This is a genomic window from Enterobacter cloacae complex sp. 2024EL-00711 (assembly GCF_047529885.1).
GTDB lineage: Bacteria > Pseudomonadota > Gammaproteobacteria > Enterobacterales > Enterobacteriaceae > Enterobacter > Enterobacter ludwigii.
On record NZ_JBLIZC010000006.1, the window covers coordinates 151,032 to 177,134 of the forward strand.

At 55.6% G+C, this 26,103-nt stretch carries 28 protein-coding genes; 12 read left to right on the top strand and 16 right to left on the bottom strand.

Going from position 1 to position 26,103, the window contains the following annotated elements; translation table 11 throughout:
- Window positions 1-32 precede the first annotated feature (32 nt).
- Window positions 33-329: a YicS family protein gene (locus ACMVME_RS17705; RefSeq protein WP_020882719.1), complete on the top strand. Its 297-nt coding sequence runs from the start codon at window positions 33-35 to the stop codon at window positions 327-329.
- Window positions 330-356: 27 nt separating this feature from the next.
- Here ACMVME_RS17705 and ACMVME_RS17710 read toward each other — a convergent pair whose 3' ends face one another.
- Window positions 357-1,307: a LacI family DNA-binding transcriptional regulator gene (locus ACMVME_RS17710; RefSeq protein ID WP_014168010.1), complete on the bottom strand. Its 951-nt coding sequence runs from the start codon at window positions 1,305-1,307 to the stop codon at window positions 357-359.
- A 293-nt stretch (window positions 1,308-1,600) separates the two neighbouring features.
- Between ACMVME_RS17710 and ACMVME_RS17715 the strand changes: the two genes are divergently transcribed.
- The 6 genes from ACMVME_RS17715 (at window position 1,601) to ACMVME_RS17740 (ending at window position 7,530) form a co-directional block, all read left to right on the top strand.
- Window positions 1,601-1,915 (top strand): PTS sugar transporter subunit IIB, encoded by a 315-nt coding sequence (locus ACMVME_RS17715; RefSeq protein WP_014830072.1) that lies wholly within the window; start codon window positions 1,601-1,603, stop codon window positions 1,913-1,915.
- Window positions 1,916-1,926: 11 nt separating this feature from the next.
- Complete coding sequence (locus ACMVME_RS17720; RefSeq protein WP_014168008.1) at window positions 1,927-3,252, top strand: PTS cellobiose transporter subunit IIC; 1,326 nt, start codon at window positions 1,927-1,929, stop codon at window positions 3,250-3,252.
- 17 nt (window positions 3,253-3,269) lie between these two features.
- Entirely contained in the window at window positions 3,270-4,652 is a 1,383-nt protein-coding gene (locus tag ACMVME_RS17725) for a glycoside hydrolase family 1 protein (RefSeq protein ID WP_068795358.1), read from the top strand.
- Window positions 4,652-4,954, top strand: a complete 303-nt coding sequence (locus ACMVME_RS17730; protein ID WP_014168006.1) for a PTS lactose/cellobiose transporter subunit IIA — start codon at window positions 4,652-4,654, stop codon at window positions 4,952-4,954. The genes ACMVME_RS17725 and ACMVME_RS17730 overlap by 1 nt, the downstream gene beginning before the upstream one ends.
- 138 nt (window positions 4,955-5,092) lie before the next feature.
- Window positions 5,093-6,472 carry a carbohydrate porin gene (locus tag ACMVME_RS17735; protein ID WP_014168005.1) on the top strand — a complete coding sequence of 460 codons (1,380 nt, stop codon included), beginning with the start codon at window positions 5,093-5,095 and terminating at the stop codon, window positions 6,470-6,472.
- 152 nt (window positions 6,473-6,624) lie between these two features.
- Window positions 6,625-7,530, top strand: a complete 906-nt coding sequence (locus ACMVME_RS17740) for a DMT family transporter (RefSeq protein ID WP_063214956.1) — start codon at window positions 6,625-6,627, stop codon at window positions 7,528-7,530.
- Between the two features lie 48 nt (window positions 7,531-7,578).
- Here ACMVME_RS17740 and nepI read toward each other — a convergent pair whose 3' ends face one another.
- Window positions 7,579-8,769 (bottom strand): purine ribonucleoside efflux pump NepI, encoded by a 1,191-nt coding sequence (nepI, locus tag ACMVME_RS17745; RefSeq protein WP_044865934.1) that lies wholly within the window; start codon window positions 8,767-8,769, stop codon window positions 7,579-7,581.
- A gap of 207 nt (window positions 8,770-8,976) precedes the next feature.
- Here nepI and ACMVME_RS17750 point away from each other — a divergent pair, with 207 nt between their 5' ends.
- The gene (locus ACMVME_RS17750; RefSeq protein ID WP_068795359.1) at window positions 8,977-9,975 is read left to right on the top strand and encodes an aldo/keto reductase; all 999 of its coding nucleotides are present in this window, start codon (window positions 8,977-8,979) and stop codon (window positions 9,973-9,975) included.
- Window positions 9,976-10,040: 65 nt separating this feature from the next.
- Here the strand turns inward: ACMVME_RS17750 and ACMVME_RS17755 are convergent, their stop codons facing one another.
- From ACMVME_RS17755 to ACMVME_RS17775, 5 genes are read right to left on the bottom strand one after another with little or no spacing between them, the layout of a single operon-like run.
- Window positions 10,041-11,216, bottom strand: coding sequence for an acetyl-CoA C-acetyltransferase (locus ACMVME_RS17755; protein ID WP_068795360.1), 1,176 nt, complete (start codon window positions 11,214-11,216; stop codon window positions 10,041-10,043).
- Entirely contained in the window at window positions 11,213-11,626 is a 414-nt protein-coding gene (locus ACMVME_RS17760; protein WP_068795361.1) for a carboxymuconolactone decarboxylase family protein, read from the bottom strand. Before ACMVME_RS17760 ends, ACMVME_RS17755 begins: the two co-directional genes overlap by 4 nt.
- Window positions 11,613-12,833 carry an MFS transporter gene (locus ACMVME_RS17765; protein WP_047954855.1) on the bottom strand — a complete coding sequence of 407 codons (1,221 nt, stop codon included), beginning with the start codon at window positions 12,831-12,833 and terminating at the stop codon, window positions 11,613-11,615. Before ACMVME_RS17765 ends, ACMVME_RS17760 begins: the two co-directional genes overlap by 14 nt.
- A gap of 21 nt (window positions 12,834-12,854) precedes the next feature.
- Window positions 12,855-13,448, bottom strand: coding sequence for an HAD family hydrolase (locus ACMVME_RS17770; RefSeq protein ID WP_063214953.1), 594 nt, complete (start codon window positions 13,446-13,448; stop codon window positions 12,855-12,857).
- 14 nt (window positions 13,449-13,462) lie between these two features.
- Complete coding sequence (locus ACMVME_RS17775; RefSeq protein WP_063214952.1) at window positions 13,463-13,681, bottom strand: hypothetical protein; 219 nt, start codon at window positions 13,679-13,681, stop codon at window positions 13,463-13,465.
- Between the two features lie 371 nt (window positions 13,682-14,052).
- Here ACMVME_RS17775 and ACMVME_RS17780 point away from each other — a divergent pair, with 371 nt between their 5' ends.
- A complete protein-coding gene (locus ACMVME_RS17780) occupies window positions 14,053-14,973 on the top strand; it encodes a LysR family transcriptional regulator (RefSeq protein WP_032680032.1) in 921 nt (306 codons plus the stop codon).
- On the opposite strand, the gene ACMVME_RS17785 is transcribed toward ACMVME_RS17780, so the two are convergent.
- The 9 genes from ACMVME_RS17785 to ivbL all read right to left on the bottom strand — a co-directional run bounded on the left by ACMVME_RS17785 (window position 14,970) and on the right by ivbL (window position 23,958).
- A complete protein-coding gene (locus tag ACMVME_RS17785; protein ID WP_014167992.1) occupies window positions 14,970-15,422 on the bottom strand; it encodes a DUF1198 domain-containing protein in 453 nt (150 codons plus the stop codon). The two genes, ACMVME_RS17780 and ACMVME_RS17785, sit on opposite strands and share 4 nt — an antisense overlap.
- A 186-nt stretch (window positions 15,423-15,608) precedes the next feature.
- On the bottom strand, window positions 15,609-16,613 hold the full coding sequence (locus ACMVME_RS17790; protein WP_020882732.1) for an alpha/beta fold hydrolase: 1,005 nt from the start codon (window positions 16,611-16,613) through the stop codon (window positions 15,609-15,611).
- A 154-nt stretch (window positions 16,614-16,767) separates the two neighbouring features.
- The gene (gene uhpT / locus ACMVME_RS17795; RefSeq protein ID WP_047355947.1) at window positions 16,768-18,159 is read right to left on the bottom strand and encodes a hexose-6-phosphate:phosphate antiporter; all 1,392 of its coding nucleotides are present in this window, start codon (window positions 18,157-18,159) and stop codon (window positions 16,768-16,770) included.
- 132 nt (window positions 18,160-18,291) lie between these two features.
- Window positions 18,292-19,611 (bottom strand): MFS transporter, encoded by a 1,320-nt coding sequence (locus ACMVME_RS17800; RefSeq protein ID WP_032679295.1) that lies wholly within the window; start codon window positions 19,609-19,611, stop codon window positions 18,292-18,294.
- Complete coding sequence (gene uhpB, locus ACMVME_RS17805; protein ID WP_025206526.1) at window positions 19,604-21,109, bottom strand: signal transduction histidine-protein kinase/phosphatase UhpB; 1,506 nt, start codon at window positions 21,107-21,109, stop codon at window positions 19,604-19,606. Before uhpB ends, ACMVME_RS17800 begins: the two co-directional genes overlap by 8 nt.
- The gene (gene uhpA / locus ACMVME_RS17810; protein WP_014167987.1) at window positions 21,106-21,699 is read right to left on the bottom strand and encodes a transcriptional regulator UhpA; all 594 of its coding nucleotides are present in this window, start codon (window positions 21,697-21,699) and stop codon (window positions 21,106-21,108) included. The genes uhpB and uhpA overlap by 4 nt, the downstream gene beginning before the upstream one ends.
- A 73-nt stretch (window positions 21,700-21,772) precedes the next feature.
- A complete protein-coding gene (gene ilvN, locus ACMVME_RS17815) occupies window positions 21,773-22,060 on the bottom strand; it encodes an acetolactate synthase small subunit (RefSeq protein ID WP_014167986.1) in 288 nt (95 codons plus the stop codon).
- 3 nt (window positions 22,061-22,063) lie between these two features.
- Window positions 22,064-23,752 (bottom strand): acetolactate synthase large subunit, encoded by a 1,689-nt coding sequence (gene ilvB / locus ACMVME_RS17820; RefSeq protein WP_020882735.1) that lies wholly within the window; start codon window positions 23,750-23,752, stop codon window positions 22,064-22,066.
- A 107-nt stretch (window positions 23,753-23,859) separates the two neighbouring features.
- Entirely contained in the window at window positions 23,860-23,958 is a 99-nt protein-coding gene (gene ivbL, locus ACMVME_RS17825) for an ilvB operon leader peptide IvbL (RefSeq protein WP_071605430.1), read from the bottom strand.
- 525 nt (window positions 23,959-24,483) lie between these two features.
- Between ivbL and tisB the strand changes: the two genes are divergently transcribed.
- The 3 genes from tisB (at window position 24,484) to ACMVME_RS17840 (ending at window position 25,980) form a co-directional block, all read left to right on the top strand.
- Complete coding sequence (gene tisB / locus ACMVME_RS17830; RefSeq protein ID WP_020684667.1) at window positions 24,484-24,573, top strand: type I toxin-antitoxin system toxin TisB; 90 nt, start codon at window positions 24,484-24,486, stop codon at window positions 24,571-24,573.
- Between the two features lie 64 nt (window positions 24,574-24,637).
- Window positions 24,638-25,084: a GNAT family N-acetyltransferase gene (locus tag ACMVME_RS17835; RefSeq protein WP_014167984.1), complete on the top strand. Its 447-nt coding sequence runs from the start codon at window positions 24,638-24,640 to the stop codon at window positions 25,082-25,084.
- Window positions 25,085-25,146: 62 nt separating this feature from the next.
- Complete coding sequence (locus ACMVME_RS17840; RefSeq protein ID WP_020882736.1) at window positions 25,147-25,980, top strand: EamA family transporter; 834 nt, start codon at window positions 25,147-25,149, stop codon at window positions 25,978-25,980.
- The last annotated feature ends 123 nt before the right edge of the window (window positions 25,981-26,103 follow it).

The following is a 26,103-nucleotide window of genomic DNA, read 5'->3' on the forward strand; positions in this document are numbered from 1 at the left end:
TGGGAAGCCTGTGACGTCTAAAGGGGATTTTGATGAAAGCTGCACACCTGGTTTGCCTGCTCGTTTGTCTGCTCTTCGCCGCGTTTGTCCATGCCCAGGAAAAAGACGATCCCGTGAAAGAGGCCCAGATAAAGCAGCAGATCCTTAAAGATGTGAAGAAGGCCTGCACGCCCCAGAAAAAGCAGAGCGATAAAGCCTGGCAGGCGATGATTTTGTCGTCTGAGGCCAATCAACTGTTGATCAAAAACGCCATCACGGCCGTGAAGCGCGACAATCTGGATGCTTACTGGGACGCGGTCAGTCAGGTAGATTGTATGGAAGATTATTAAGCGTGAAGCCGGGCTTCACGCTTTTTTTTAGCGCTTTCGTACATCCGGAATAATCAAATCCCCGCGCAGAACATAGGACCCCAGCATCTGCGTTTTCTCCGTCAGCCAGCCCACAATACGTGCTGCCATAGCATCCATCGAGTATTCAATGGCCGGGATCACCGGGATACCCGGCAGATGCAGCGATCCGGCAAGGCTAAAGACCATAATGTCGTCCGGCACGGATTTATTAAACGCCTGCAGCTGCGGGATCACCCGCTGAGCTTCCTGTTCGTCCGCCACCAGCAGCGCGTTAAAATTCAGCGTGCTCGCATTGTTAAGCAACTCCTGCAGCGCAACGGATGAGGAGGTGGCATCCATAAAGACGAGGTTGCGATTAAAGGGCAGGAAATTTTTCTCCAGCGCGTGTTTATAGCCCAGCAACACCTGGTCGGCGAAACCGCTGCCTTGCGGATGGATCAGGGCTATCTGGCGTCGCCCCTGGCTGGTCAGATAGTTACAGGCGGTTTCGGCGGCAAAGGCGTGATCGAACTGGATGCTGTTGGAATTATCGGACTCCATGCAGTCAACGAGGATGACATTGTCCATCTCGACGTCCAGCGGGAAACGCGCGCCAATCACCAGGATGTCATCACATAACCCACAGGAAAGTTCTTCCAGGGCGTGCATCACTTCCGCTTTGGTATGCGCGAAGCGCAACAGCAGATGTTTTTGATGCTGGCTGAGGTGCTTTTCCAGCGCGTAAAGATAACCGGTGGTCTGGTTAATATTCTCCTGCGCGCAAATCACCCCAATACACCCCGTCGACTGGCTCAGCAGCGACTGCGCAATTACATTGGGCCGGTAGTTCAGTTCATCAACCGCTTTTAAAACGGCCTGGCGGCTGGCTTCCTTTACGCCACGCGACCCACTCAACACTCGCGATACCGTGGCTTTAGACACCCCGGCAAGACGTGATACATCATTGATTGTCGACATCTCTTTCCCCTGGCAGGCTTACTTCGCACCTGCAAATTCCATCACCGCTACGGCTCATATTATAGCCAGAATGGAGTATATCCTTTTCCGTTTTTCATGGAAACCGATTTTCCATTTCAACTCAAAATGATGTCAAAACGCGCAAATTATGTGACATGCATCTGGTTAATTAGCGTCATAAGCAGTGGATCTTGATGGTTGTCACACTTCTGTCTTTTATAAATGGAAACCGGTTTCCGTATAATGTCCAATCATCCTCGCAATAACTTTTTACATTTAGAGGATGGTTGTCGATGTTCAAGATTATGCTGTGTTGCTCTGCCGGGATGTCCACCAGCCTGCTGGTCAGCAAAATGGTCGATGTCGCGAAAGAGCGCGGGTTGCCGGTAAAAATAGACGCGTATGGCGTTTCCGAATTTGATACGCAGTTTCCGCAGTACCAGGTTGTCCTTCTCGGACCCCAGGTGAAGTACATGTTACAGACACTCTCAGACAAGGCGGCTACAAAGGGCATCCCGGTCCAACCCATCGACATGATGGATTACGGTATGCAACGTGGCGATAAAGTACTGGACTATGCTCTGTCGCTCATCGAAGCGGCACACTAAAAGGTGTTCACATGAGTTCGTTATATCAATCAATGGTCGCGGTTATTGAGCAGTCAATTACCCCGCTGGCCGCGAAGCTCGGCCAGCAAAAGTATGTGATTGCCATCCGCGACGGCTTTACCGCCGCGCTGCCGTTTATGATCATCGGCTCGTTTATGCTGGTGTTCATCTTCCCGCCCTTCTCCGCGGATACGACAAACAGCTTTGCCCGCGGCTGGCTGGATTTCTCCCAGACTTACCGTGAACAGCTGATGCTGCCGTTCAACCTCAGCATGGGCGTGATGACGTTCTTCATTTCGGTGGGGATTGGTGCAAGCCTGGGGCGTCAGTTTAACCTCGATCCGGTGATGTCCGGTCTGCTGGCCTTTATGGCCTTCCTGCTGGTGGCAGCTCCGTATGCCGACGGCAAGATCTCGACCCAGTACCTCTCCGGCCAGGGGATTTTCACCGCGCTGATCACCGCCATCTACTCCACCCGCGTGTATGCGTGGCTGAAGCAGAACAACGTGACCATCCGTCTGCCGAAAGAAGTGCCGACCGGTGTGGCGCGTTCGTTTGAGATCCTGATCCCGGTCATGGTGGTGATCGGTACCCTGCACCCGCTGAACCTGTTTATCGAAGCACAAACCGGGATGATTATCCCGCAGGCGATTATGCACCTGCTGGAACCGCTGGTCTCTGCGTCTGACTCCCTGCCTGCCATTCTGCTCTCCGTGCTGCTGTGCCAGATCTTCTGGTTTGCCGGTATCCACGGCTCGCTGATTGTCACCGGCATCATGAACCCGTTCTGGATGGCCAACCTGTCCGCAAACCAGGCGGCACTGGCGGCTGGCGCGGCGCTGCCACACGTTTACCTGCAGGGTTTCTGGGACCACTACCTGCTGATTGGCGGCGTCGGCTCCACGCTTCCGCTGGCCTTCCTGCTGCTGCGCAGCCGCGTCACGCACCTGCGCACCATCGGCAAAATGGGCGTTGTGCCCAGCTTCTTTAACATCAACGAACCGATTCTGTTCGGCGCGCCAATCATCATGAACCCGATGCTGTTTATCCCGTTCGTGTTTGTTCCGCTGGTGAACGCCTGCCTGGCGTACGGCGCCACCAAAATGGGCTGGCTGGCACAGGTGGTGTCGTTAACCCCGTGGACGACCCCGGCCCCTATTGGCGCATCGTGGGCGGCAAACTGGGCGTTGAGCCCGGTGGTGATGTGTCTGGTGTGTATGGTGATGTCAGCGCTGATGTACCTGCCGTTCCTGCGTGCTTACGAGCGTACGTTGATGAAAAACGAAGAGCAGAAAGCCCAGGCAACCGTCGGTGCCGCTGAAACAGCAAGTCATTAAGTCAAAGAGGAAAGGTCATGAAATACGCATTTCCCGATAATTTCTGGTGGGGCAGCGCAAGCTCCGCCCTCCAGACCGAAGGGACACGAGAGGGTGAAACCACCTGGGATTACTGGTTTGCCCGCGAGCCGAACCGTTTTCATAATGGCGTGGGACCGCAGCACACCTCCACGTTTTATCAACACTGGAAAACGGACATTCAGCTGTTAAAGCAGCTGAACCACAACAGCTTTCGCACCTCGATTAGCTGGGCGCGCCTGATCCCCGACGGTATCGGTGAAGTGAACCCGGAAGCGGTCGATTTTTATCATCAGGTCATTGATGAGCTGATTGAACAGGGTATTACCCCGTTTATCACCCTGTTCCACTTCGACATGCCGATGGCGATGCAGGAGATTGGCGGCTGGGAAAACCGCAACGTGGTGGACGCTTACGCCCGCTATGCGCAGATTTGCTTCGATCTGTTTGGCGATCGCGTGCTGCACTGGTTTACCTTCAACGAGCCGATTGTGCCGGTGGAAGGCGGCTATCTGTACGATTTCCACTATCCCAACGTGGTGGATTTTCGTCGTGCGGCCACCGTGGCGTATCACACCGTGCTGGCGCATGCGCAGGCGGTACGCGCTTACCGTGCCGGGCACTACGCCGGGGAGATCGGTATCGTACTGAACCTGACGCCGTCCTATCCGCGCTCGCAAAACCCGGCTGACGTCAAAGCGGCACACATTGCGGACCTGATGTTTAACCGCAGCTTCCTTGACCCCGTCCTGCGCGGCGAATACCCGGCGGATCTGGTGGCGTTGCTGAAATCTTACGATCAGCTCCCCGCCTGCAAATCGGAAGACAGTTTCCTGATTGCGGAAGGAAAAATCGACCTGCTCGGCATTAACTATTATCAGCCGCGTCGCGTGAAATGCCGTGACAGTGCGGTGAACCCACAGGCACCGTTTATGCCGGAGTGGTTCTTTGATAATTACGAAATGCCTGGCCGCAAGATGAATCCATACCGTGGCTGGGAAATTTATGAGCCGGGTATTTACGATATTCTGATTAACCTGCGCGACAATTACGGTAACCCACGCTGTTTTATTTCTGAGAACGGTATGGGTGTCGAAAATGAACAGCGCTTTATTGAGAATGGTCAGATAAACGATCAATACCGCATCGATTTTATTTCCGAACATTTGGCCTGGCTGCATAAAGGTATTAGCGAAGGGTGCCAGTGTCTTGGCTACCATATGTGGACCTTTATTGATAACTGGTCGTGGTGTAATGCGTATAAAAATCGCTACGGATTTATCCAGCTCGATTTATCTACCCAGCAGCGCACCATCAAGAAAAGCGGCGAGTGGTTTGCCGCCACCGCATTAAATAACAGTTTTGACAGAGAGTCAGTGTAATGATCGCATTAGAAGAAGCCGTAATGGAAATTATCGTCAACGCCGGTCAGTCGCGTAGCCTGTGCTTTGAAGCCCTGCACGCGGCGCGTCAGGGCAACCTTGACGAAGCCAAAAGCCTGCTGCGCGAAGCCGATGGCTACGCGCGCCAGGCGCACAAAATGCAGACCAAACTGATCGAACAGGATGCGGGCGAAGCCCGCCAGCCGATGACCTTAATAATGGTTCACGCGCAGGATCATTTAATGAATTCCCTGCTGGCACGTGAATTATCCGAAGAAATAATCCATTTATATCAGAGATAATGTATGGCGAAAAAACGTTAATGTAATCACTCTGTACCTAAAATAGAAATCCACTTGTTCTGATGATAGCGACAAACTCTGTCAGATCGGAGCGGGATGGTTATTGTCTGAATAAAATTAAACTATATTGAGATAACCATGAATTATATTAAAAAACTTCCATTAACCATGGCGGTTGTCGCCGCGCTTTGCCCAATTTCTGTACTCGCACAAGAATTTACGCAGGAGCAAATCGACGCCATCGTGGCGAAAGCGGTAGACAAAGCGCTGGCCGAACGTCAGGCCAAAATGGACGCCGCCGTCGCGAAAAAAGCGGACGTGGTCACCGAACCGCAAAGCGCGGCGCAATCACCGGACCTCGCGATTCCGTTTGGGGTTAAATTTACCGGCTATGCCCGCTACGGCGCGCACTTCCAGGCAGCCGATCAGAAATACGTGGCAGTAGACGGTTCCTATAACGGTGCATCCGCAATTGGTCGTCTGGGTAACGAAGGCAACGGCGGTGAATTCCAGCTCTCCAAAGCCTTCAAGGGCGACAACGGTGCCATCTGGGACATCAACGTGATGATCGACCACTGGGGCGACGAGGTTAACCTGAAAAAAGCCTATGCCGGTGTGACCAACATTATGGCCTCCAACCCGAACGCCTACTTCTGGGCCGGCCGTGACTTCCACCAGCGTCCACAGCAGGGTATCAACGATTACTTCTGGATGAACCACGACGGCCAGGGTGCCGGGGTGAAGAACTTCGACATCGGCGGCGTGCAGTTTGACGTTGCCGCGGTGGCCGCGGTGGAATCCTGTAGCCCGGAAGTGATGGAAGATGAGGCGAACCCGTCGCGCATTACCTGTACCGGCGGTTCCGGCACGGGCGACAAAGGTAACTACGCTGCGACCTCAAAAATCCACGGCATGAAAGTCGGCCCGCTGGATCTGGAGCTGTACGCGAACTACGGTTTTGACTCCAAAGCCATTGAGAGTGAAGAGCGTCTGAAGGCCTGGCAGGGCGGCGTGGTGCTGAGCCACACCAACGACAGCGGCGTGAATAAGGTGATTGCCCGTTATTCTGATAACGCGGATAACAGCGTATTCAACAAAACCGAAGATCTGACCACGGTCTACGCCAGCTTCGAAGGGCTGTACAAATTCACCCAGGCCACGCAGGTGGAGTACATCCTCGCCTTCCACGACTACGACAACAGCCGCGATAAAACCGACAACCGTAAGAACTACAACGCCATCGTGCGTCCGATGCACTGGTGGAACGACGTTCACTCCACCTGGCTGGAAGCGGGCTGGCAGCACGTGGATTACGACAATGGCGGTGATAACAAAGGCTGGAAGCTGACCCTGTCGCAGAACATGTCTATCGCCATGGGGCCAGAGTTCCGCCCAATGCTGCGCTTCTACGTGACCGGCGGCAAAGTGGATAACGAACGCACCGCCCGTGTGAACGGTACAAAAGATGAGACGCTGGATGATTTCAACGTCGGCGCGATGTGGGAAGCGTGGTTCTAAGCAAGGTAAAAGCAAAACGGCAACGCACGTTGCCGTTTTTCGTGTTTGCGCCCTCTCCCCGTGGGAGAGGGCCGGGGTGAGGGCATCAGGCCACACCCCACCCGGCAAGACCCATGTTATGCTACACAAAAACCAACATAACAGGGGAGAACATGGGTTCCACACGTAAAGGAATGCTCAACGTTCTGATCGCCGCCGTTTTATGGGGCAGCTCAGGGGTTTGCGCGCAGTACATCATGGAGAAAAGCCAGATCTCGTCCCCTTACCTGACGATGATTCGCCTGCTGTTTACCGGCGTCATCTTGCTGACCCTCTCCTTCGTGCATGGCGACAAGATTTTCTCGGTCATCAAACATCGTAAAGACGCCCTCAGCCTGCTGTTTTTCTCGCTGGTTGGTGCGCTCACCGTCCAGCTCACCTTCCTGCTGACGATTGAAAAATCCAACGCGGCGACGGCCACCGTGCTGCAGTTTCTCTCGCCAACGATCATTGTCGCGTGGTTCGCGCTGGCGAGGAAAAAACGTCCCGGCGTGTTTGTTTTATCCGCCATTTTGACGTCACTTATCGGCACCTTCCTGCTGGTCACGCACGGCGATCCGACCTCGCTCTCCATCTCCCCTGCCGCCCTGTTCTTCGGTATCGCCTCGGCCTTTGCTGCCGCGTTTTATACGACCTACCCGTCGACGCTTATCGCTCGCTACGGCACGCTGCCGATTGTTGGCTGGAGTATGTTAATCGCGGGGGTCGTGCTGACGCCGTTCTACGCCGGACGCGGGACCACCTTCGTGATTGATGGCAGCCTGCTGCTGGCGTTTTTCTATCTGGTGGTGATTGGCACGGCGCTGACGTTCAGCCTGTATCTGAAAGGCGCGCAGATGATTGGCGGGCCGAAGGCGAGCATTCTGAGCTGTGCCGAGCCGCTGAGCAGCGCCCTGCTGTCGGTGATTTTGCTTGGGGTGGCGTTTACGCTGCCGGACTGGCTGGGCACGCTGTTGATTGTGTCGTCGGTGGTACTGATTTCGATGGATTCGAGAAGACGGGTTCAGACATCGGCGTAGCCTGATGCCCTCACCCCATCCCTCTCCCACGGGAGAGGGAGAAAAGCATTACTTCGCCTTAACCTTCCCCGCCACCAGCAGCGCGGTCAGCAGCATCAGCGTACCGGAAATCACCAGCGGTGACGTCAGCCCCAGATGGTCCAGCGCAACGCCGCCGATCGCCGCACCGCAGGTGTTCGCCAGCTGGATCACCGCGACCTGAATCGACCCGGCTTTTTCCGCCTGATCGGCGAGCGAGCGGGTGATCCACGTCGACCAGCCCACCGGCACCAGCGCAAAAGCAAAGCCCCAGATAATCGCAATCGCCGACGCAACCCACTTATCGCTGCCCCACAGCACCAGCACCGCAGCGCTAATTGCCAGCACCAGCGGCGCACCCGCCAGCGCCACTTTCAGGGAACGCTTCAGAAACGCGGACGACAGCGAGGTGCCGACAAAGCTGGCGATACCGAAGCTCAGGAGCACCAGCGTCAGGCCATCCACATCAAACCCGGCCATGTTCATGAATACCGGGCGGATATAGGTGAAGAAGGCAAACTGTCCGGCAAATGCCATAAAGATGGCGGTCATCCCCGCCAGCACGCCCGGGCGCTTCAGCAGACTGAACATATTCTGTTTATGGTGTGCCGCTTCCCCCGGTAAGGACGGCAGCGCTTTCCAGACCCAGAGAATGCATAGCACCCCCATCACCGCGGCAGCGTTAAAGACGTTACGCCAGCCGATGATCCCGCCAAGGAAACTGCCCAACGGCGCAGCAATGACCAGCGCAATCGAAACAGCACCAAAGATCACGGAGAGGGCTTTCGGCACGGTGCGCGCGGGAACCAGACGCATGGTGAGCGAGGCCGACATCGCCCAGAAGCCGCCTAATCCCAGCCCCAGACAGGCGCGACCCAGCAGCAGCAAGGTGAAGTTATTGGCAAAGGAGACCAGCAGGCAGGAGAGCGTCAGCAGCACGCTGAACAGAATGACCACTTTGCGGCGGTCGATGGTGCCGATCACCTGGGTAATAAACAGGCTCGCGAACATCGCCACAAAGGCGGTCACGGTGACGGACTGCCCCGCCACGCCTTCGGAAATGCCCAGATCCTGCGCCATCGGTGTCAGCAGGCTCACCGGCAGAAACTCAACGGTAATCAGGCAGGCAACGCAAAATGCCACGGAGAAAACCGCCGACCAGTTGGGGCGAGTGACCTCCTGGGTCTGCGGTCTGGGCGTGGGCTGAATGTGTTCTGTCATGGCGTCACCTGAAGATAAAAACGTGCGGAAAAGTCGCGCAGTTTATCATCAAAAGTGTGACGGATTTAACGATTTGACAACTTTTGTCGTTTTTAATGAGCCTGGAGAGAGCGCGTCGTCGACTGATACCTTTTCTGCATAACGAAAATGAAAATTCAGTATCCACATTTGAGGTGAAACAATCATAGCGTCTGAAAAGGAGAAACTATGAAAACACGTAATTTATCTCAAAATCTTACCGTCAGTGCCGTCGGCTACGGTGCCATGGGGCTGAGTGAATTTTATGGCCAGACTGATGACAACGCCTCGCTGCGGGTATTGCATAGCCTCATCGATCTGAACGTGACGTTTATTGATACCGCAAATTTATATGGCCGTGGTCATAATGAAAGACTAATCGGTCATTTTCTTGCCGGGCTGGATAAAAGCACTCGCGAGCAGTTCAAAATAGCCACGAAATGCGGCATCGATCGCTCTCCCGACGAGTCTTATGCCCGCACCATCAACAATACGCCTGACTATATCATCCGCTGCTGTAATGAGTCCCTCAAGCGGCTTGGCGTGGAGCGAATCGACCTCTTTTATCTACACAGACTGAGTAACACCACCCCGGTCGAAGAGAGTATGGATTGTCTGCGCACCCTTGTGAAAGAGGGCAAGATCAACCACATAGGCCTTTGCGAAGTGTCGGCGTCAACGCTGCAACGGGCCCATGCGGTATATCCGGTCACCGCGCTGCAAACGGAATATTCTCTGTGGACACGCGATATCGAGGAAAGCATTCTGCCGGTCGTGAAAGCGTTAGGCATTGGTCTGGTGCCCTACTCGCCTCTTGGCAGAGGCTTCCTGACGGGAAAATACCTGAACAATAGCGAATTTGCAGAGGGTGATTTCCGTAAAAATAATGAGCGCTTTATGCAGTCCAGCCTCGATCATAATCGCCAGCTGCTCGATGTCATCCACCCGCTGGCGGCGAAATACGGCTGTACCGTGGGTCAGATTGCCCTTGCCTGGCTGTTAGCGCAATACGATCGGCTGGTTCCCATCCCGGGCACTAAGCACACCGGCTATCTGGCCGAGAACGCGCACGCTGCCAACATTGAGCTTGAGAAGAGCGATATTGAATCATTGAACAACCTGCATCGCCGGATAGCAATTAAAGGCGATCGCTATTCTGCCGAAGGTATGAAGGGCGTGAACGCCTGATACCTCATCATGAAAATAAAAAAACCGGGTTTTCCCGGTTTTTTTATATCGGATACGCCGTGCCGTTAGCGATAAACGCTCAACGCGACGCCTTCCCCACCGCCTACGCACAGCGCGGCGACGCCACACTTGCCGTCATTACGGACCAGGGCATGAACCAGCGTCACCAAAATCCGGCAGCCGGATGCGCCTATCGCATGCCCAAGCGCGATTGCCCCGCCGTAAGGATTGATACGATCCGGGGAAATCCCAGCCTGCTGAATCACCGCCAGCGCCTGAGCGGCAAACGCTTCGTTGGATTCAAGATGATCGACATCCTCAGGCGTCCATCCCGAGCGGGAAAGGCAGTCGGCAATGGCCTGGATCGGGGCTGCGCCCATTAATGCAGGCTGGACACCGGAATGGGTAAACACGCCCAGCGACGCCAGAACCGGCAAGCCACGCGCTTCGGCGGTATCACGCGTACAAAGCAGCACCGCAGCGGCACCGTCATTCAGCGATGAAGCATTTCCCGCCGTCACCGTTCCCTCTTCTCGGAAGACTGGCCTCAGCTTCGTCAATTTATCAATACTGGTTGCACGCGGCCCTTCGTCCCTCTCCACGCTGATCGTTTCGCCTTTTCGCGTCAGCCATTCAACCGGAACAATTTCGCGCTCAAAAATGCCGCGCGCCTGCGCTTCAAGCGCATTGTGGTGAGAGACAAGGGCATATTCGTCCTGCATTTCGCGGCTGATACCAAACTCGGTCGCAACGTTTTCTGCGGTGATACCCATATGATAATCGTTGAAGGCATCCCATAGCCCGTCAGAAACCAGGCTATCTTTGAGAGTGATATCGCCCAGCCGCGTTCCGCTACGCGACGTCATGGCGATATGCGGCGCGTTGGACATGCTCTCCTGACCCCCGGCGATCACAAACTCAGCCTCACCCGTCTGCAGCGCCTGCATGCCAAGATGGACTGCCTTAAGCCCGGAACCGCACACTTTATTGATCGTCAAACATTGCGTTTCAACGGGTAATCCGGCATTCAGAGCCGACTGCCGCGCCGGGTTCTGGCCACACCCCGCCGTAAGAACCTGACCCATAATGACCTGAGAGATATTACTGGCCTCTACGCCAGATTCTTTCAGGAGTGCCTGAATGACCCGGCTTCCCAGGTCAGCGGCGGAATGCTCCGCAAGCGCGCCCAGAAATGCGCCCGTCGCCGTGCGGCGGGCTGCAATAATGACAACCTCGCTCATGCGTCACTCCCTTTCAGTCCCGGCAACGTATGACCCGTCACAGCGATTGCCGCGCGGTAGGCGGTAAGACCGTTCATACAGGCGGGAACGCCGGCATACACCGCCATCTGTATCACAATTTCAAGCAGCTCTTCCGGCGTCACGCCGGTGTTGAGCGCGCCTCTCATGTGCAGTTCCAGCTGCGGCATAGCATTACCCAGCGTCACAAGCGAGGCGACAGTCAGCATTTCGCGCGTTTTGAGCTCCAGTCCCGGACGTCCCACCACATCCCCGAACGCATAGTCGGTTATCAGGGCGGGCAGGCCCGGGTCCAGTTCGCTCAGGCGGCGGGTGACTTTATCCGCGAGCCCTGCTTCAAGACGGTCCATGATCTCTCTGCCATAGCGCGTGCGGTCATTAATTTGACTCATAAGATTTCTCCATACGGGATTGTTTTGCGGTCAAGGTTGCAGGAATAACCGCGACAAGCAGAACGGACAGGCCGATAGCCGTGCCGGCGACGATATACAGGAGCGGCATTGAAAATGATGAAACCATCCAGGCACCGACCGACGCGCCGATACCAATGGCGGTATTGAAAAACGAAACGTAGATTGCGGAGGCCGGGAAGGCTTTATCTTCAGCCATACGTAAAACCCACGTCTGGAAGCCGACAAATATTCCTGACACGGCAACGCCCCAGATAATCATGCTGGTGAATATCAGCGCAGCAGAGAGCGAGGAACCTGACAGGCCCAGGAACAGCAGCACTGCACAGATCAGCAGTACAGACAGCGAAACCGTCAGCTTGAGATACTTATCAATCATCACGCCGGTCAGGAAATTACCGGCCAGACCCGCGATGCCGTAAACAAAAAGCACGGCGGGAATAAAGGCGGTGGACAGTAAACTCTGCGTGTGAAGCCAGGGTTCAATGTACGTAAAGGCGGCAAAGTGCGCCGTAACAGCCAGCAGGGTTGCTGAGTAAATTTTCCACAGGGTAGACGATTTCAGCACGCCCTTAAGCGCATCCAGGCCAAGCGCGCTTTTGCTGGCGATCTGGGGAACAAGCACGCTAATACCCACAAAGGCAATTACGCTCAGCGCGGCCATCAGCCAAAATGCCTGCCGCCAGCCGAAGTGGATACCAATGTAGTTGGAAACCGGTACGCCAAAAACGCTTGCTGCGGAAACGCCACCAAATACGATTGACGTCGCCGCACCAATATATCTGGCAGGAACCATGGCAACCGCCGTTGCGCCGATCATCGCCCAGAATGCACCGTGAGCAAGCGCGCCCAGCACGCGGGCACTAAGCAGCATTCCGAAGGTGTTTACCGTCGCGGCCATGACGTTAGAGATCAGAAGCACCACGGTGAGCACGAGTAAAAGCCGCTTCTTAGCCACATTGCCTAAAAAGACGGAGGCAAACAGCGCACTCAACGCCCCCACCCAGGCATAAAGCGACACGGTCATGCCCACCGCGGATTCCGAAGACCGTAATCCCTCTGCGATTGGCGTTAATAATCCGACCGGCGCCAGTTCGGTAGTGACAATAGTAAACGTTGAAATAGCCAGAATGAATAACGCAAGCCATGACCTTAACGTCATATTTTGCGGAGAGAGTTCTGAAGTCATACTACTTACCTCAATAATGGTTTAAATAATGTGCCAATTTTTTTCTGCTGCATATCGGGTAAGCGCGGAATGCTCTCCCACACAGACGGGATGCCCAATGGCTTCGAGCATTGGAATATCCGAAAGATCGTCACCGTAGGCATAACAATCCGCTGGATTAATCTCCTTATCCCGGCAAAACGTCATCAGGGCGTCTTTTTTACCCGCTCCAATTGTTTGGGGCAGACCGATTTCCCCCGTCAACTCGCCTGCGTCATTTATTATTAACGGAGCACAGAGTATGTCCGTTACCCCAAGATATTTCGCAATGGGTGACAGAATCGGAAGCATAGAGCCCGATATAAATACGGTGTACATGTTCTGTCTCTGATGGCTTTTAAGTGCTGAAACGGCACTCTCAATAAAAAATTCGTTTTCTGGCTTACGCCTGAACCATTCATGGCCCATTTCTTCCAGATAACGACAAGACACACCTTTAAACTGGCGATAATACTCTCTGTTCAGCGTCTCCCCTGGCACACCGTTTTTTACGTCGACGCGAAAGCGAGACATATAGCGTTGAAGACGATCGTTTTGATTATTTCCCCTGCACCAGAAGTCATAGAAATCAAACATGCTTTTAATATTTATTAGCGTCTCATCAACGTCAAAAAATGCGGCGTGGTTTCATCGCGCCCCTGACGATACTGCTGATAGTTATGGGCGGGCACCTCAACGTGACGAAGCTGAATATAATTTGATTCGGGTAAACTCTTTTTATTATCGATAGAGGATTCAACAAACTTAAGCAGTTCGCGACGAATATCGGCAGAAAGAACAACAGAGAAACGATGGAACATGGATTCCATTTCACTCTCAGCACACGCAATTTCTTTAATGTCATTGACAGCGCGCAGTTCCAGCAGTTCATTAACACCGTTTTCTTCACAGGAAAACTAGCGAACGTTTTCATTGATTTTTAAGGAGATAAAATCTTTCTCTGTAAAAGTATTTTTTAACGGGAAGCGTGATACCAGTACATATTTAGATGACATAATTACTCCGAATATTGATTGAGTGAGGATTCGGGTAGAAATTTATCAATATAGGAAACAATTGGAATTGTTAAATTTGTAATATATTTTTGGTATTACTGTTGAAATGGGTTTACTGCCCGCATTTAGCGTGTAATATCGAAATGGAAAAAGACGAAATACCTTTTCGCATTCAGGACCCACGTATGGCCACAGCAGAACATTTAATCAGCAATAACCTGCCCAGTATCAAACAATTACAATGCTTTCTCGCTGTCGCACATGAACTGAACTTCCGTAAGGCTGCCGAACGCCTACGCATGACTCAACCGCCATTGACGCGTCAGATAAAATGCCTTGAAGCGGTTCTGAAACGTCAGTTGTTCAGCCGCAACACGCATGACGTTAGCCTCACAGAAGCAGGCCGTGCGCTGGTTGTTCAGGCTGAAAAAATACTCAAAGACATCAGTAACCTAAAAGAAGATCCTCTCTCTTCTGAAACGAGCCTGCGTATTGGACTCACGCGGACCCTTAATTTTGAATATATTGAACCCGTGAATTCCCAGCTTCAAAAAATGAACGCGGGAGATGATGTCGAAACGCCGGACCTGACGTCAGCCCAACTGCTGCAAAGCTTGTCTAAAAACATGCTGGATCTGGTGCTGACCGGTGAAAAAGGAACGGGTCACGAAGACATTGTTCAATACCGCTGGGTCTGCCAGGAACCGTTGCTCATCGCAATGCCCTCTTTACACCCTGCCAGCCTGAAAGAGAAAGTCGCGCTGGAGGATATTAGCGATCTTCCCATTTTCTGGTTTTCCAGAAGTGCCAACCCGTCATTTTACGACAAATGCGAAAGCTACTTTGATACGCTGAAAACGCCGCTGAAGCGGATAAAAGAGCCGGATGATACCCTTGTGATGCTAAGCCGTATCGCAAGAGGGAAAGGATTTGCGCTACTGCCTCAGTCGAAATGCACCTTTAATCAGGAAGGACTTTGCTACCGTGAACTCACGGACGCCGAGGCAAAAAGGTTAAACATAGATATCTATGCCGCCACTCGCCTCAATGAAAATAGAGAGGAGATTCTTAACGCACAGAATGTGTTATGCGGGAAAACGGCTTAATGCAGGTAAAACACGCCCTCTTCCGGCAGGAAAAGCTGGTTATAGCGCAACTGGAAGGCGTTTAGCTCCTGCGGATCGGGCTCCATTTCACGCATAAAACCCAGCGTCAGACGGACCTGCGCGTCCGTGATCGGCGCGGCCAGACGGGCTTTACGCAGCATACGGTGCCAGGCAAGCAAATTCTCTTCACTGCCATCGACAATGCAGACCTGCCAGATCAGCAGCACCTGGGCCGCGTTTTGCAGATGCGCCTCGTCTGGTCGCTCAAGGTAGCGGATAAACTCATTGCCGGGCGTTTTACCGAACTGATCGATCATCGATTCCACAGGAACCGGGGTGATCCCCAGCCGCTCGCTCAGGCGTTTAATTGCGCGACGTGAATCTGAGGTCAGGACCCGAAATCCCACCACAAACACCACGGCAAGCGTTGCCAGCATTATCCAGACCATGCGTTCTCCTCTACGTCAGCCGCTCATCATAGCGGGAAACGCGCGGCGTCGACAGCGGGCAAGGCCATAATAGTGCAGTGAAAAAAGGTGGAAAACCGTTATGCGGGCAGCACCAGGTATGCTGGCGTGTAGTGCGCCGAAGACAGCCCGCGCAGAACGGGCTGCGGGGCTGTTGCTTTAGACCGGTCAGCGTGCCTGCAGCCCTTTCAGCAGCGCGTCATGGAAGCGCTGAGGGTCCTGCATCTGTGGCGCATGGCCCATGTCGTTAAACTCAACCAGCGTCGCATGCGGAATACGTTTTTCCGTCTCCTTACCCAGTACTGCATAGTTGCCCAGCGTCTTGCGGATCGCCGGCGGGGCGAGGTCTTTCCCGATGGCGGTGTTGTCTTTGGTGCCGATCATCAATAATACCGGCATCTTCAGTTCACCAAATTCGTAGATCACCGGCTGGGTATAAATCATGTCGTAGAGCAGGGCTGAGTTCCAGGCGACACGCGTTTTGCCCGGCCCATTGTTCAGCCCGGCCAGCATCGTCACCCAACGCTCATACTCCGGCTTCCACTCCCCGGCATAGTAGGTATTTTTCTCGTACTGACGAATGCCATCGGCGCTGGTTTTAAGTTCACGCTGATACCACTGATCGACCGTAATATGCGGTACGCCGCGGGCTTTCCAGTCTTCTAAACCAATCGGGTTAACCATCACCAGCTGTTCCACTTCCTGCGGCCACATCAGCGCGTAGCGGGTCGCCAGCATGCCGCCGGTCGAGTGCCCAATAACCGTCACGCGATCGACGCCGAGCTGCTTAAGCAACGCGTGGGTGTTATCCGCCAGCTGCTGGAAGGTGTACTGGTAATGCTCGGGTTTGGTGGATTTACAAAAACCAATCTGGTCTGGTGCCACCACGCGGTATCCGCTGGCGGAAAGTGCGCGGATAGTCCCCTCCCACGTTCCGGCGCAGAAGTTTTTACCGTGCATCAGCACCACGGTGCGGCCGTTGGGTTTTTCTGGCTTAACGTCCAGATAGGCCATATCAAGCGGCTGATGTTGCGAGGTAAAGGTGAAATGCTTAACCGGCCAGGCGTAATCAAACCCCTCCAGCTTCTCGCCGTACGTCGGCGCATCCGCCGCCAGAGCGGGGGAGGCAAGCGCCACCAATAGCGCAAGACAGGATAGTCGTCGGTTTACCATGCAAGCTCTCCATAACAAAACGGACAAAAGCCGCGGGGTGCGGCAGCAAAATTAAAATGTAGAGCATTGCAGGGAGCGGGTCTGTAAAGGGGGGTAAAGGTGGGATGTAAAAAAAAGCCCGGCGGTCAACCGGGCAAAGAAGTTACCTGCACACTCAGGCTACTTTTAATTTCTGCATCCGATTTTCACGGCGGATCTTACGTTCTTCCAGCACCGCGACCATCGCCATCAGGACGATACAGCCGATGGCGGCGGCATCCAGCGCGGCAAAGGTGCCCGCCCAGCCGGTGAGGCCGAAAATCGGCGTGCCGTCGGCGATCATACCCAGACCCAGCTTGGCGAAGCTGTCACCAATCAGGTAGGCGAAGGTGCCTTTAATTCCATCGGCAGCGCCGATCGCTTTTTTCGGTACGAAGCCGACTGCCGCCACGCCGATCAACAGCTGTGGACCAAACACCAGGAAGCCGAGCGCGAACAGCGAGGCCAAGTAGATATACTGGTTGCTGGCGTGCTGGTAGACGCCGAGCGTGGCGATAATCAGCGCCAGCGCGACGCAGGCCACCAGCGCGCGGCGACCATTGGCGAGGTCCGAGAGCCAGCCCCACAGCAGCGTGCCGACCAGCGCGCCCACTTCGAACAGGGTGAAGCCCTGAATCGCAACTTCTTTGGAGAGCTTCAGCTCCTGGAAGGCATACACGGTGGACCACTGGTCGATGCCGATGCGCACCACGTACAGGAAGATGTTGGAGAAGCACAGCAGCCAGATCACTTTGTTTTTCAGCACGTACTCAACAAAGATCTGCCATTTGGACATCTCGTTTTCTTCGGTCTCTTTGTCCTCTTCGCTGATCTCCTCGCCGAACAGCTCTTCGGCTTTGCCGAGGCCGTACGATTCCGGTGAGTCGCTGCCGTAGCGCAGGCCAATAAAGCCGACGATCAGGGCGATAATCGACGGGAAGATAAACATGCCGATCACGTGGCCGTCGAACAGGTAGTTTGCGCCGAACAGCGCCACGCCTGCCGCACCCGCCCCGCCGAGGTTGTGGGAGATGTTCCACATGCCGAGGTACGAACCACGCTTGCGGCGAGGGGTCCATTTGGTGATGGTGGAGTAACTGCACGACCCGCCGGTACTCTGGAAGAAACCGCTCAGGGCGTAGAAGGCGATCATCATGAACAGGCTGACGGAACCCGCGCCCATGCTGGCGCTGAAGCCGAGCATACAAATGGCGGAGAGGATAAGCATAAACGGCAGGAACTGTTTGGTGTTTTTACCGTCCGCGTAGTAGGAGACGACGGTTTTACCCACGCCGTAAGTGATGGAGAAGCCCAGGCCAATCATCCCCAGCTGCGTCATGCTCAGCCCGTAGGTTGAGATCATGTCGTTCTGCGCGATGTTAAAGTTTTTGCGGATCAGGTACATGGTCAGGTAGCCGATAAAGACCACCAGGTAAGACTGCATGAACGGTTTGAACCACATTTTACGCCGCACATCGAGCGGCAGATCCAGGGTCGGTTTGCGCACCTGATTTAAGAAGGCCAGCATGATTGGTTTACTCCTGAGCTGATTTTTGCAGCATTGTAAAAACCAGCCGGGAGCGACGCCTGAGACAGCGTCCAGGTGAAACCAGGAAAATTTCTTAGTTTTGCGCTATTCGGGATGAAAAGGTGAAGCACATCACGCTTCGTGTGCCTCGCGCGGCGCCTGCGCATGCAGGAACGGCAGCAGCAGCAGGGCCGAAATTCCTGCCGCGATGGCGATCACGGCGAAGAAACCGCTCCAGTGCCAGACGTCGATAACACGCGCCAGCGGCCAGCCGGAGAGCGAAGCGCCAAGGTAAGCAAACAGCCCGACAAAGCCCGTCGCTGCTCCCGCGGCGTCTTTGTGTGAACACTCCGCCGCCGCCATGCCAATCAGCATCTGCGGGCCAAAGACGAAAAAGCCGGTGGTGAAGAAACACGCCGCCTGCATCACGTAGCTGGCAAACGGCATCAGCCATAGCGAACCAACGGAAAGCAAAATCCCGGCGGCGAAGATCAGATTCATCGGCCCGCGGTTACCGTTGAAGAGCTTATCCGAGCCCCAGCCCGCCACCAGCGCGCCGATAAAGCCGCCCAGCTCGAACATCGTCACCGCCGAGTTGGCTGTCACCAGATCGACGCCCAGGGTTTCGGACATATACAGATTGCCCCAGTCGTTGATCGCCGCACGCACCACGTAGACCAGCACGTAGCAGAGGGAGAGTAACCAGATATAGGGATTTAACAGCACATATTTGGTGAGGATCTCTTTACGCGTCAGCCCTGCACCTTCCTGCTGTTGAGCGACTTCCATCTCGTCGCGCCGCCAGTCGCCTACCGCGGGCAGGCCCACGGTTTGTGGCCTGTCACGCAGTCGCCAGCAGAGAAACAGCCCGGCAACGATCGCCAGCCCGCCGGCAATCATCATTCCCGTGCGCCAGCCGTAGTGCAGCGCCGCCGCCCCGACCACCATCGGAATAAGCGCCCCCCCGACGTTATGCGCCGTGTTCCAGATAGCCCACCAGCCGCCACGCTCGTTGCGCGAATACCAGGCGGTGAGCAGACGGGCACACACCGGCGCGCCCCATCCCTGGAAAAAGGCGTTCAACGCCCACAGCAGCGCAAAGGCCCAGAGCGAGGTGGAGAAGCCAAACAGAATGTTCACCACCCCGGTGGCAATAAGTCCAGAGCCCATAAAATAACGGGCATTCGAGCGGTCGCTGACGATACCGGAGAAGAACTTCGACAGGCCGTAGGTGATGTAAAACAGCGTCGCCAGCAGGCCAATATCGGTGCGTGTCATCACTCCGCTGGCGAGGATTTCCGGCGCGGCGGCGTTGAAACTTTTGCGGGTAAAGTAAAAAAGCGCATACCCCAGCCAGATGGTGATCAGGATATGGCGACGCCAGTAACGATAGCGGGCGTCAATTTCACGTTTATCGTTTAGCGGGGCGGCATTCGCCGGGGTTTTAAACATGCTGACTCCTCAGCGGTAAACTGACGCTGACGCGCGTGCCGTGGGTGCAGGAGATCGTCAGGGTGCCACCCAACGCCTTGACGCGCTCACGCATGCCCGCCAGGCCAAAACCCAGCTGGCCGGAGCCCGGCGGCAGACCGCAGCCATCATCTTCAATCACCAGCATCAGGCGTTCATCCTGTTGCCATCCCTGCAGCGTTACCGCGCTGGCGCTGGCGTGCTTAACAATATTATTCAGCCCTTCCTGACAGACGCGGAACAGCGTGACGCGCTGGCCCTCGCTCAGCAAAGATTCATTGATGCGCCAGTCAAGATGGCTGACGATCCCGCGGCTTTCCAGCTCCATCTCGCGCATCAGAGACCGTACCGCCTGCTCAAGCGTAAGATCGTCCAGCTGGCGCGGTCGCAGCCTGCCAAGCAGTCGCCGCACCGAGTCATACACGCCAAGAGAGAGCTGTTCGATATGTGCCCCGCCCTGCTTTACGCCGGCGTTTTCGGCCGCCAGACGCTGAACGATGCCCGCCTGAGTGCGAATGGCGGTAATGGTCTGGCCGATGTCGTCGTGCAACTCGCGGGCCACCTCCTGCCGGACGCTCTCTTCCGTTTCCAGCAGGCGTTCTGCCAGACGGCGATTACGCGCCAGCTCGGTTTGTAATGAGTGGTTAAGTTCACGCAGGCGCTGAATCCCGGCCCCCAGCAGCAGCCCGGTCAGGCTCTGGGCCAGCAGGGAGAGCAGTAAATCGACGGGGTGATCGTGCCAGGTCTGGCTGGCAATCAGCGCGATAGCGTTCATCAGGGTGGCAATCAGCGCGCCCTGCCAGCCGTAGTGCCACGCGAGGGCAATAATCGGCAACGCCAGGCAAAACGGGGTAAAGCGCGACAGCTCATCGGGCAGGCCAAGCTGCAGCCACAGGCTGATCGCAAACAGCAGCAGATACCAGATAAGATGCCGGGCGCGCCAGTTTACCGGCTGAGAGACCAGCGCCGGTCCGAGCGGCTGCCAGACGGTACTGGTGAGGTAGTGCCAGATAACCAGGCAGGTGGGAGCCAGCGTCAGACCGCCGGTCAGCGTCAGCAGAAGGGCGTTAAGCATCTCCTCCTCGCCGGTCCACGGCAGGGACTGCAACAGCGCGGCGGCAATCAGCGCAGCCCCCTGACGCAGCAGCGTGCGCCAGTCGCGCTGGTGACGATAACGGGAGATCAGCGCCACCGGGATCAGCGTGAGTACGCTGCCCGTCACCAGTAAAGGCAAGTGCGCCAGCGCCACCTCCTGCGCCAGCCAGACCAGCATCAGCCATTCGGCGCCCAGCAGTACCGGCCAGAAACCGCGCGGACATTGCAGCATCAGCCCCAGACGCAGGCCAAACGGGAAAAGCAGCACCGCCAGCTCCGGGCGTTCAACCAGATGCAGGCTGATGCTCCACAGGCAGAACCAGGCGGCAGAGAAAATGGAAAAACTGGCAGCAACGGCGATCAGCCGTGAAAACAGCGGGTTCATTGCCAGCTGTCGAACATGCGGCGCGCCAGCTCAACGTCATTACTGACGCCGAGTTTTTCCATCAGGTTAGCGCGGTGAACGTGAACGGTTTTTGGCGACAGCCCCAGGTCCACGGCAATCTCTTTCACCGACATCCCCTGCGCCAGTTTTTCTGCCACCTGACGTTCGCGTCGGGTGAGCGGGTCCTGTCGCCCTGCCGCCAGCTTGATGGCGATATCCGGCGTCAGGTAGCACCCGCCGGTGGAGACCGTGCGCACGGCAGCGATCAGTTCGTCCGGGCTGCAGCGCTTGGAAAGAAATCCGCGTGCGCCTGCGTTCAGTGCCTGCTCCACCAGCGCCGGGCTGTCATGGACCGAGAGCATCACGATCGCCATCCCTTTCGGCAACTGGCTCAGCAGCTCGAGTCCGGAGAGATCCGGCATCGAGATATCGCAGATACAGACCTGGACACCGCGCCCGGGCAAACCTGCCAGCGCCTCACGACCGGAGCCGAACTCCGCCACCACCTGAAAATCAGGCTCAAGGTTCAGCAGCTGGGCAAATCCGGAGCGGACGATGAGGTGGTCGTCGATAAGGGCGATGGTGGTCATGGCGCGTTCCTGGCGGGTTAAAAAACGCGCTTACCTTAACGATAAGCGCGTGGGGGTTCAAGCTTTGCGCTATTTACTCGAAGAACACCGCAATTTTGTTAAACATGGTGGGATCGGACTGGTTGCGCACCACTTTCTCGACATCTTCCAGCTTATCGATCTGCGCAATCATCTGCTCCAGACGCTGATCGTCATTCACCAGTAGCCAGATGCGGCTGTGCTCGCTGCCCTGGATGGGCAGACAAAGGATACCTTCCACGTTAAATGCGCGGCGGGCAAAGAGCCCACAGACGTGCGTCATCACGCCAGGGTGGTTGCGGACGGTGAGTTCCAGAATGACGTTATCATGTTGTTTCTGCATGGCTTATTCCCCCACCATCTCAGTATTTGCCGCACCTGGCGGCACCATCGGGTACACTTTTTGTTCAGGATCGATACGCACGTGGATCAGCGCCGGGCCAGGACGAGAAATCGCCGCCTGCAGCGCCGCATGAGGGTCCGCTTCGGCGTTCAAATCGCAGGTATGCAGGCCAAAACCGGCGGCAATCTGCATAAAGTTAATCGTGCCTGGATAGGTCGCGGCAAACACGCCCTGCGTATAGAACAGACTCTGCTGCTGGTGCACCAGCCCCAGCGCCTGGTTGTTCATCAGGATGATTTTCACGTCTAACTGGTTTTCGGCTGCCGTCGCCATTTCCTGAATGTTCATCATCAGGCTACCGTCACCGGAGAAGCAGATCACCTTGCGATCGGGATTGGCCAGCGCAGCGCCCACTGCCGCCGGCAGGCCAAAGCCCATGGTCCCCAGCCCACCCGAGGTCAGCCACTGACGCGGACGGTTCAACGGGTAGGCCTGGGCGGTCCACATCTGGTGCTGACCCACATCGGTGGTGATAATCGCGCTGTCATCAACGCAGGCGGCCACGGCGTTAATCAGCCCGTAATGGCTCAGCGGGTCCCCCTCGGTTGGGATAGCGCCCGGGAACTCTTTTTGCAGATCGGCAACCAGCTGACGCCAGTCGGCGCGATCGGAAGCGTCCGTTTGCGGAATCAATTGCGCCAGCACCTCGGCAACGTCACCCTGAATCGCCACGTGCGGCTGCTTGATTTTACCCAGCTCGGCACGGTCGATATCCACATGAATGATTTTGGCGTTCGGGCAGAACTGCTCGGTCTTGCCAATCGCCCGGTCATCAAAACGTGCACCGAGAACAATCAGCAAATCCGCTTCTTGCAGAATGTAGTTCGTGCTGCGCGCGCCGTGCATCCCCAGCATACCCAGCGACAGCGGGTGCGCTTTTGGCAACATACCCAGCGCCATCAGGGTCATGGTGGTGGGCAGGCTGGCTTTCTCTGCGAGCTGGCGTACCGCGTCGGAGGCATTAATCGCCCCGCCACCCAGATAAAGCACCGGGCGTCTGGCGGCGTTAATCATCGCCGCTGCAGCCTGCACGCTCTCTGCGCTGAACTGCGGCGCTGGCGCACGTTCACCCGGCTCCGGCAGCACGTCAATCTCGATCTCTGCGGTCTGAACATCCTTAGGAATGTCTATCCACACCGGGCCGGGACGGCCGGATTGCGCAATACGAAACGCATCGCTGATAACCTGAGGAAGCTCGGCGATATCGCGAACTAAATAGTTATGTTTAGTGATGGGGATAGAGATGCCGTAGGTATCCACTTCCTGAAACGCATCGGTACCGATCATGGAGGACGGCACCTGGCCGGTGATGCAGATCAGTGGAATTGAGTCCAGGCGCGCGTCGGCGATAGCGGTGACCAGGTTAGTCGCCCCCGGGCCACTGCAGGCCATACAGACCGCAGGTTTGCCCTGCGTACGCGCCATACCCTGAGCGATGAAACCCGCACCCTGCTCGTGACGCGCCAGAACGTGACGAATCTGCGTGCTTTGGCTTAACGCATCATACAGCGGCAGCACCGTGCCGCCCGGGATCCCCGCAACCGTGGTGATGCCCTGTCGTTCCAGCAAATGAACGATTAACTGCGCGCCCGTGAAACGCGTTTTGGTGGATGTTGTGCCCGAACTTGCCATGCTCCAGTCCTTTTCTTCTGAGCCGACTTTCCGGGGAGGGTCCTTAAACGAAAAACCCCGCCCGGTTTGCGCCGGCGGGGTTTTGGATTCGTGTGTTGATCCAGTCCCTACGGCGCATTGCCGACGACCACCACCACACGCACGACGACCACTGCGGCTGGTTGCGCAGTTGCTAGTAGGGTCGAGGTGAACATGGATGCTGTCATTGGGGACCTGTGTTTGGAATCTATTGATAGAATTTATACAAACACAGCTTTTCGGGCATGACAATGGAAATATTTTCATCTGCGCAAAAATGCGTCGAAGATCACGTTTCGTTTGTTGCGTGCAGAAAACAAAAAACCTCGCCTGAGCGAGGTTTTTTTTCAGAGGTTTTGCGGTTGGTCGCCGCAGAACACACTGTGTTACGTCAACGCAAAAAGTATACGCGATCGAAGACGAACGCGCAATTCAGGCACGGATTTTGACGTTTTTGAGTATGGACCGCCTTCTGAATTTTGTCCAAAAAATACTGTTCATACATACAGTATTTATCTATACTGAGGGTGTTCGCAGTGAGCGAGGGGGCCGCAGTTCTACCGGCGCAACGAAGTCCTGGCTGAAACGGGTGGTGCCGTCAGTGCCTTAACCCCCTGAAGTGAGCACACTGTGTTACGTCAATCCAGGTGCTGGTCACAGGCGGCGGAAAGGTACGCCAGCATCGTGCTCCTTTTAACCAAAAGGAGACGCGTATGAGCGTAGTGGATATGGTGATACTTATCCTCAAACTCATTGTTGCTGTACTGCAACTACTTGATGCTGTCCTGAAATACCTTCGGTGATTCAGGTTCAAGTCGCACCTGAGAGGGGCGGGCAACCGCCCCTCTTTAATAACGAGGGAATGCTATGTCGCGTCTGTTAATTGAGCCTGTCACGCCAGAAGAACCAGGCTATATCGCCTTAAAGGCCGAAAGTATCGCATCGAATTTCAACATGCTGCGCCGGCTGGAAGAGAACTGGCAGCGCGGTGAAAACCGTTTTAACGCACCGGGCGAAAAGCTGCTGGGCGCCTTTTTGAACGGCAAGCTGGTGGGCGTATGCGGTCTTAACCGCGATCCCTTCAGCCAGCAGCCGCGCGCCGGCCGCATTCGTCATCTCTACGTCAGCGAGAAGTGCCGCGGGCTGGGCATTGGTAAGCAGCTTCTGACCGTGGTAATGGCCGATGCCAGCATCTGGTTTGATTTTCTCAACACCCACGCGCCGGACGCTGCATACGGGTTTTATCATCAGGCGGGCTTTACGCTGGTCTCGGATGAACCACGGGTCACACACCGTCTGTTTTGCGCGGTGTGACCGGCTGGCAGTATCAGGTTGTGAATGTTACAGTTGAGTGACAATTCACCGCCAGATACGCCATGACCATTACCGTCTTCTGCATTTTACTGTTCGCCGCACTGCTGCATGCCAGCTGGAACGCCATTGTTAAAGCCGGTACAGACAAGCTCTATTCAGCAATCAGCGTTAGCGGTTCCGCCGCGTTTATCGCCCTGGTATTACTGCCCTTCTCCCCACAGCCGTCTGCTGCCAGCTGGCCGTTTTTAGGGGTCTCCTGCGCGCTGCAGGTGGTGTACACGGTGCTGGTTGCAAAGACCTACCAGGTCTCCGATATGAGCCAGACCTATCCGCTGATGCGCGGTACGGCACCGCTGCTGGTGGCATTGATAAGCGTGCTGGTGCTGGGAGATAGCCTGTCATGGCTCGCGTGGTCCGGCATCGCCGTGATCTGCCTGTCGATTCTGGCTATGGCCATGAACGGCCGCATGACGTCGCGTAAGGGGGTCTGGCTTGCACTGCTCAATGCCTGCTTTATCGCCGGGTATACGCTGGTCGATGGCACCGGCGTGCGGTTATCAGACACCGCGCTGGGCTATACGCTGTGGACCTTCTTTATGAATGGCTTCTGCCTGCTCTTCTGGGCGATGATGGCACGCCGACGCGAAGCCTCCAGATACCTGCGTACGCACTGGAAAAAAGGGCTGCTCGGGGGGATCGGCACCATGGGCTCTTACGGGCTGGCGCTCTGGGCGATGACCCAGGCTCCGCTGGCCGTGGTCGCCGCCCTGCGTGAAACATCCATTCTCTTCGGGGCGCTGATCGCATTTGTGCTGTTAAAAGAGAAGGTTGCGGGCCTGCGTATCGCGGCCGCAGTGGGAATTGCGGGCGGGGCGATCCTGCTGCGCCTGGCATAAATCACTGGCAACATTAGTTGCCGATCTTGTTTACAAATCCTGCCTTTACCCCTTCTGACATTCATCACAGGAATGCTTAATTTGTCATCTCTCTGTGGTAGATTCCTCGCGCATTTATGGGAA

What these genes read in the sequence shown, in the direction of transcription:
- ACMVME_RS17730 (WP_014168006.1), top strand. Translation starts at nt 4,652, where the DNA reads ATGATCGCATTAGAAGAAGCCGTAATGGAAATTATCGTCAACGCCGGT.
- ACMVME_RS17735 (WP_014168005.1), top strand. Translation starts at nt 5,093, where the DNA reads ATGAATTATATTAAAAAACTTCCATTAACCATGGCGGTTGTCGCCGCG.
- ACMVME_RS17765 (WP_047954855.1), bottom strand. Translation starts at nt 12,833, where the DNA reads ATGACTTCAGAACTCTCTCCGCAAAATATGACGTTAAGGTCATGGCTT.
- ACMVME_RS17785 (WP_014167992.1), bottom strand. Translation starts at nt 15,422, where the DNA reads ATGGTCTGGATAATGCTGGCAACGCTTGCCGTGGTGTTTGTGGTGGGA.
- ACMVME_RS17705 (WP_020882719.1), top strand. Translation starts at nt 33, where the DNA reads ATGAAAGCTGCACACCTGGTTTGCCTGCTCGTTTGTCTGCTCTTCGCC.
- ACMVME_RS17710 (WP_014168010.1), bottom strand. Translation starts at nt 1,307, where the DNA reads ATGTCGACAATCAATGATGTATCACGTCTTGCCGGGGTGTCTAAAGCC.
- ACMVME_RS17750 (WP_068795359.1), top strand. Translation starts at nt 8,977, where the DNA reads ATGAAAACACGTAATTTATCTCAAAATCTTACCGTCAGTGCCGTCGGC.
- ACMVME_RS17725 (WP_068795358.1), top strand. Translation starts at nt 3,270, where the DNA reads ATGAAATACGCATTTCCCGATAATTTCTGGTGGGGCAGCGCAAGCTCC.
- uhpA (WP_014167987.1), bottom strand. Translation starts at nt 21,699, where the DNA reads ATGACCACCATCGCCCTTATCGACGACCACCTCATCGTCCGCTCCGGA.
- ACMVME_RS17800 (WP_032679295.1), bottom strand. Translation starts at nt 19,611, where the DNA reads ATGTTTAAAACCCCGGCGAATGCCGCCCCGCTAAACGATAAACGTGAA.
- tisB (WP_020684667.1), top strand. Translation starts at nt 24,484, where the DNA reads ATGAGCGTAGTGGATATGGTGATACTTATCCTCAAACTCATTGTTGCT.
- ivbL (WP_071605430.1), bottom strand. Translation starts at nt 23,958, where the DNA reads ATGACAGCATCCATGTTCACCTCGACCCTACTAGCAACTGCGCAACCA.
- ACMVME_RS17840 (WP_020882736.1), top strand. Translation starts at nt 25,147, where the DNA reads ATGACCATTACCGTCTTCTGCATTTTACTGTTCGCCGCACTGCTGCAT.
- ACMVME_RS17770 (WP_063214953.1), bottom strand. Translation starts at nt 13,448, where the DNA reads ATGTTTGATTTCTATGACTTCTGGTGCAGGGGAAATAATCAAAACGAT.
- ACMVME_RS17755 (WP_068795360.1), bottom strand. Translation starts at nt 11,216, where the DNA reads ATGAGCGAGGTTGTCATTATTGCAGCCCGCCGCACGGCGACGGGCGCA.
- ACMVME_RS17835 (WP_014167984.1), top strand. Translation starts at nt 24,638, where the DNA reads ATGTCGCGTCTGTTAATTGAGCCTGTCACGCCAGAAGAACCAGGCTAT.
- ACMVME_RS17790 (WP_020882732.1), bottom strand. Translation starts at nt 16,613, where the DNA reads ATGGTAAACCGACGACTATCCTGTCTTGCGCTATTGGTGGCGCTTGCC.
- ilvB (WP_020882735.1), bottom strand. Translation starts at nt 23,752, where the DNA reads ATGGCAAGTTCGGGCACAACATCCACCAAAACGCGTTTCACGGGCGCG.
- ACMVME_RS17720 (WP_014168008.1), top strand. Translation starts at nt 1,927, where the DNA reads ATGAGTTCGTTATATCAATCAATGGTCGCGGTTATTGAGCAGTCAATT.
- ACMVME_RS17760 (WP_068795361.1), bottom strand. Translation starts at nt 11,626, where the DNA reads ATGAGTCAAATTAATGACCGCACGCGCTATGGCAGAGAGATCATGGAC.
- ACMVME_RS17740 (WP_063214956.1), top strand. Translation starts at nt 6,625, where the DNA reads ATGGGTTCCACACGTAAAGGAATGCTCAACGTTCTGATCGCCGCCGTT.
- ACMVME_RS17715 (WP_014830072.1), top strand. Translation starts at nt 1,601, where the DNA reads ATGTTCAAGATTATGCTGTGTTGCTCTGCCGGGATGTCCACCAGCCTG.
- ACMVME_RS17775 (WP_063214952.1), bottom strand. Translation starts at nt 13,681, where the DNA reads ATGGAATCCATGTTCCATCGTTTCTCTGTTGTTCTTTCTGCCGATATT.
- ilvN (WP_014167986.1), bottom strand. Translation starts at nt 22,060, where the DNA reads ATGCAGAAACAACATGATAACGTCATTCTGGAACTCACCGTCCGCAAC.
- ACMVME_RS17780 (WP_032680032.1), top strand. Translation starts at nt 14,053, where the DNA reads ATGGCCACAGCAGAACATTTAATCAGCAATAACCTGCCCAGTATCAAA.
- nepI (WP_044865934.1), bottom strand. Translation starts at nt 8,769, where the DNA reads ATGACAGAACACATTCAGCCCACGCCCAGACCGCAGACCCAGGAGGTC.
- uhpB (WP_025206526.1), bottom strand. Translation starts at nt 21,109, where the DNA reads ATGAACCCGCTGTTTTCACGGCTGATCGCCGTTGCTGCCAGTTTTTCC.
- uhpT (WP_047355947.1), bottom strand. Translation starts at nt 18,159, where the DNA reads ATGCTGGCCTTCTTAAATCAGGTGCGCAAACCGACCCTGGATCTGCCG.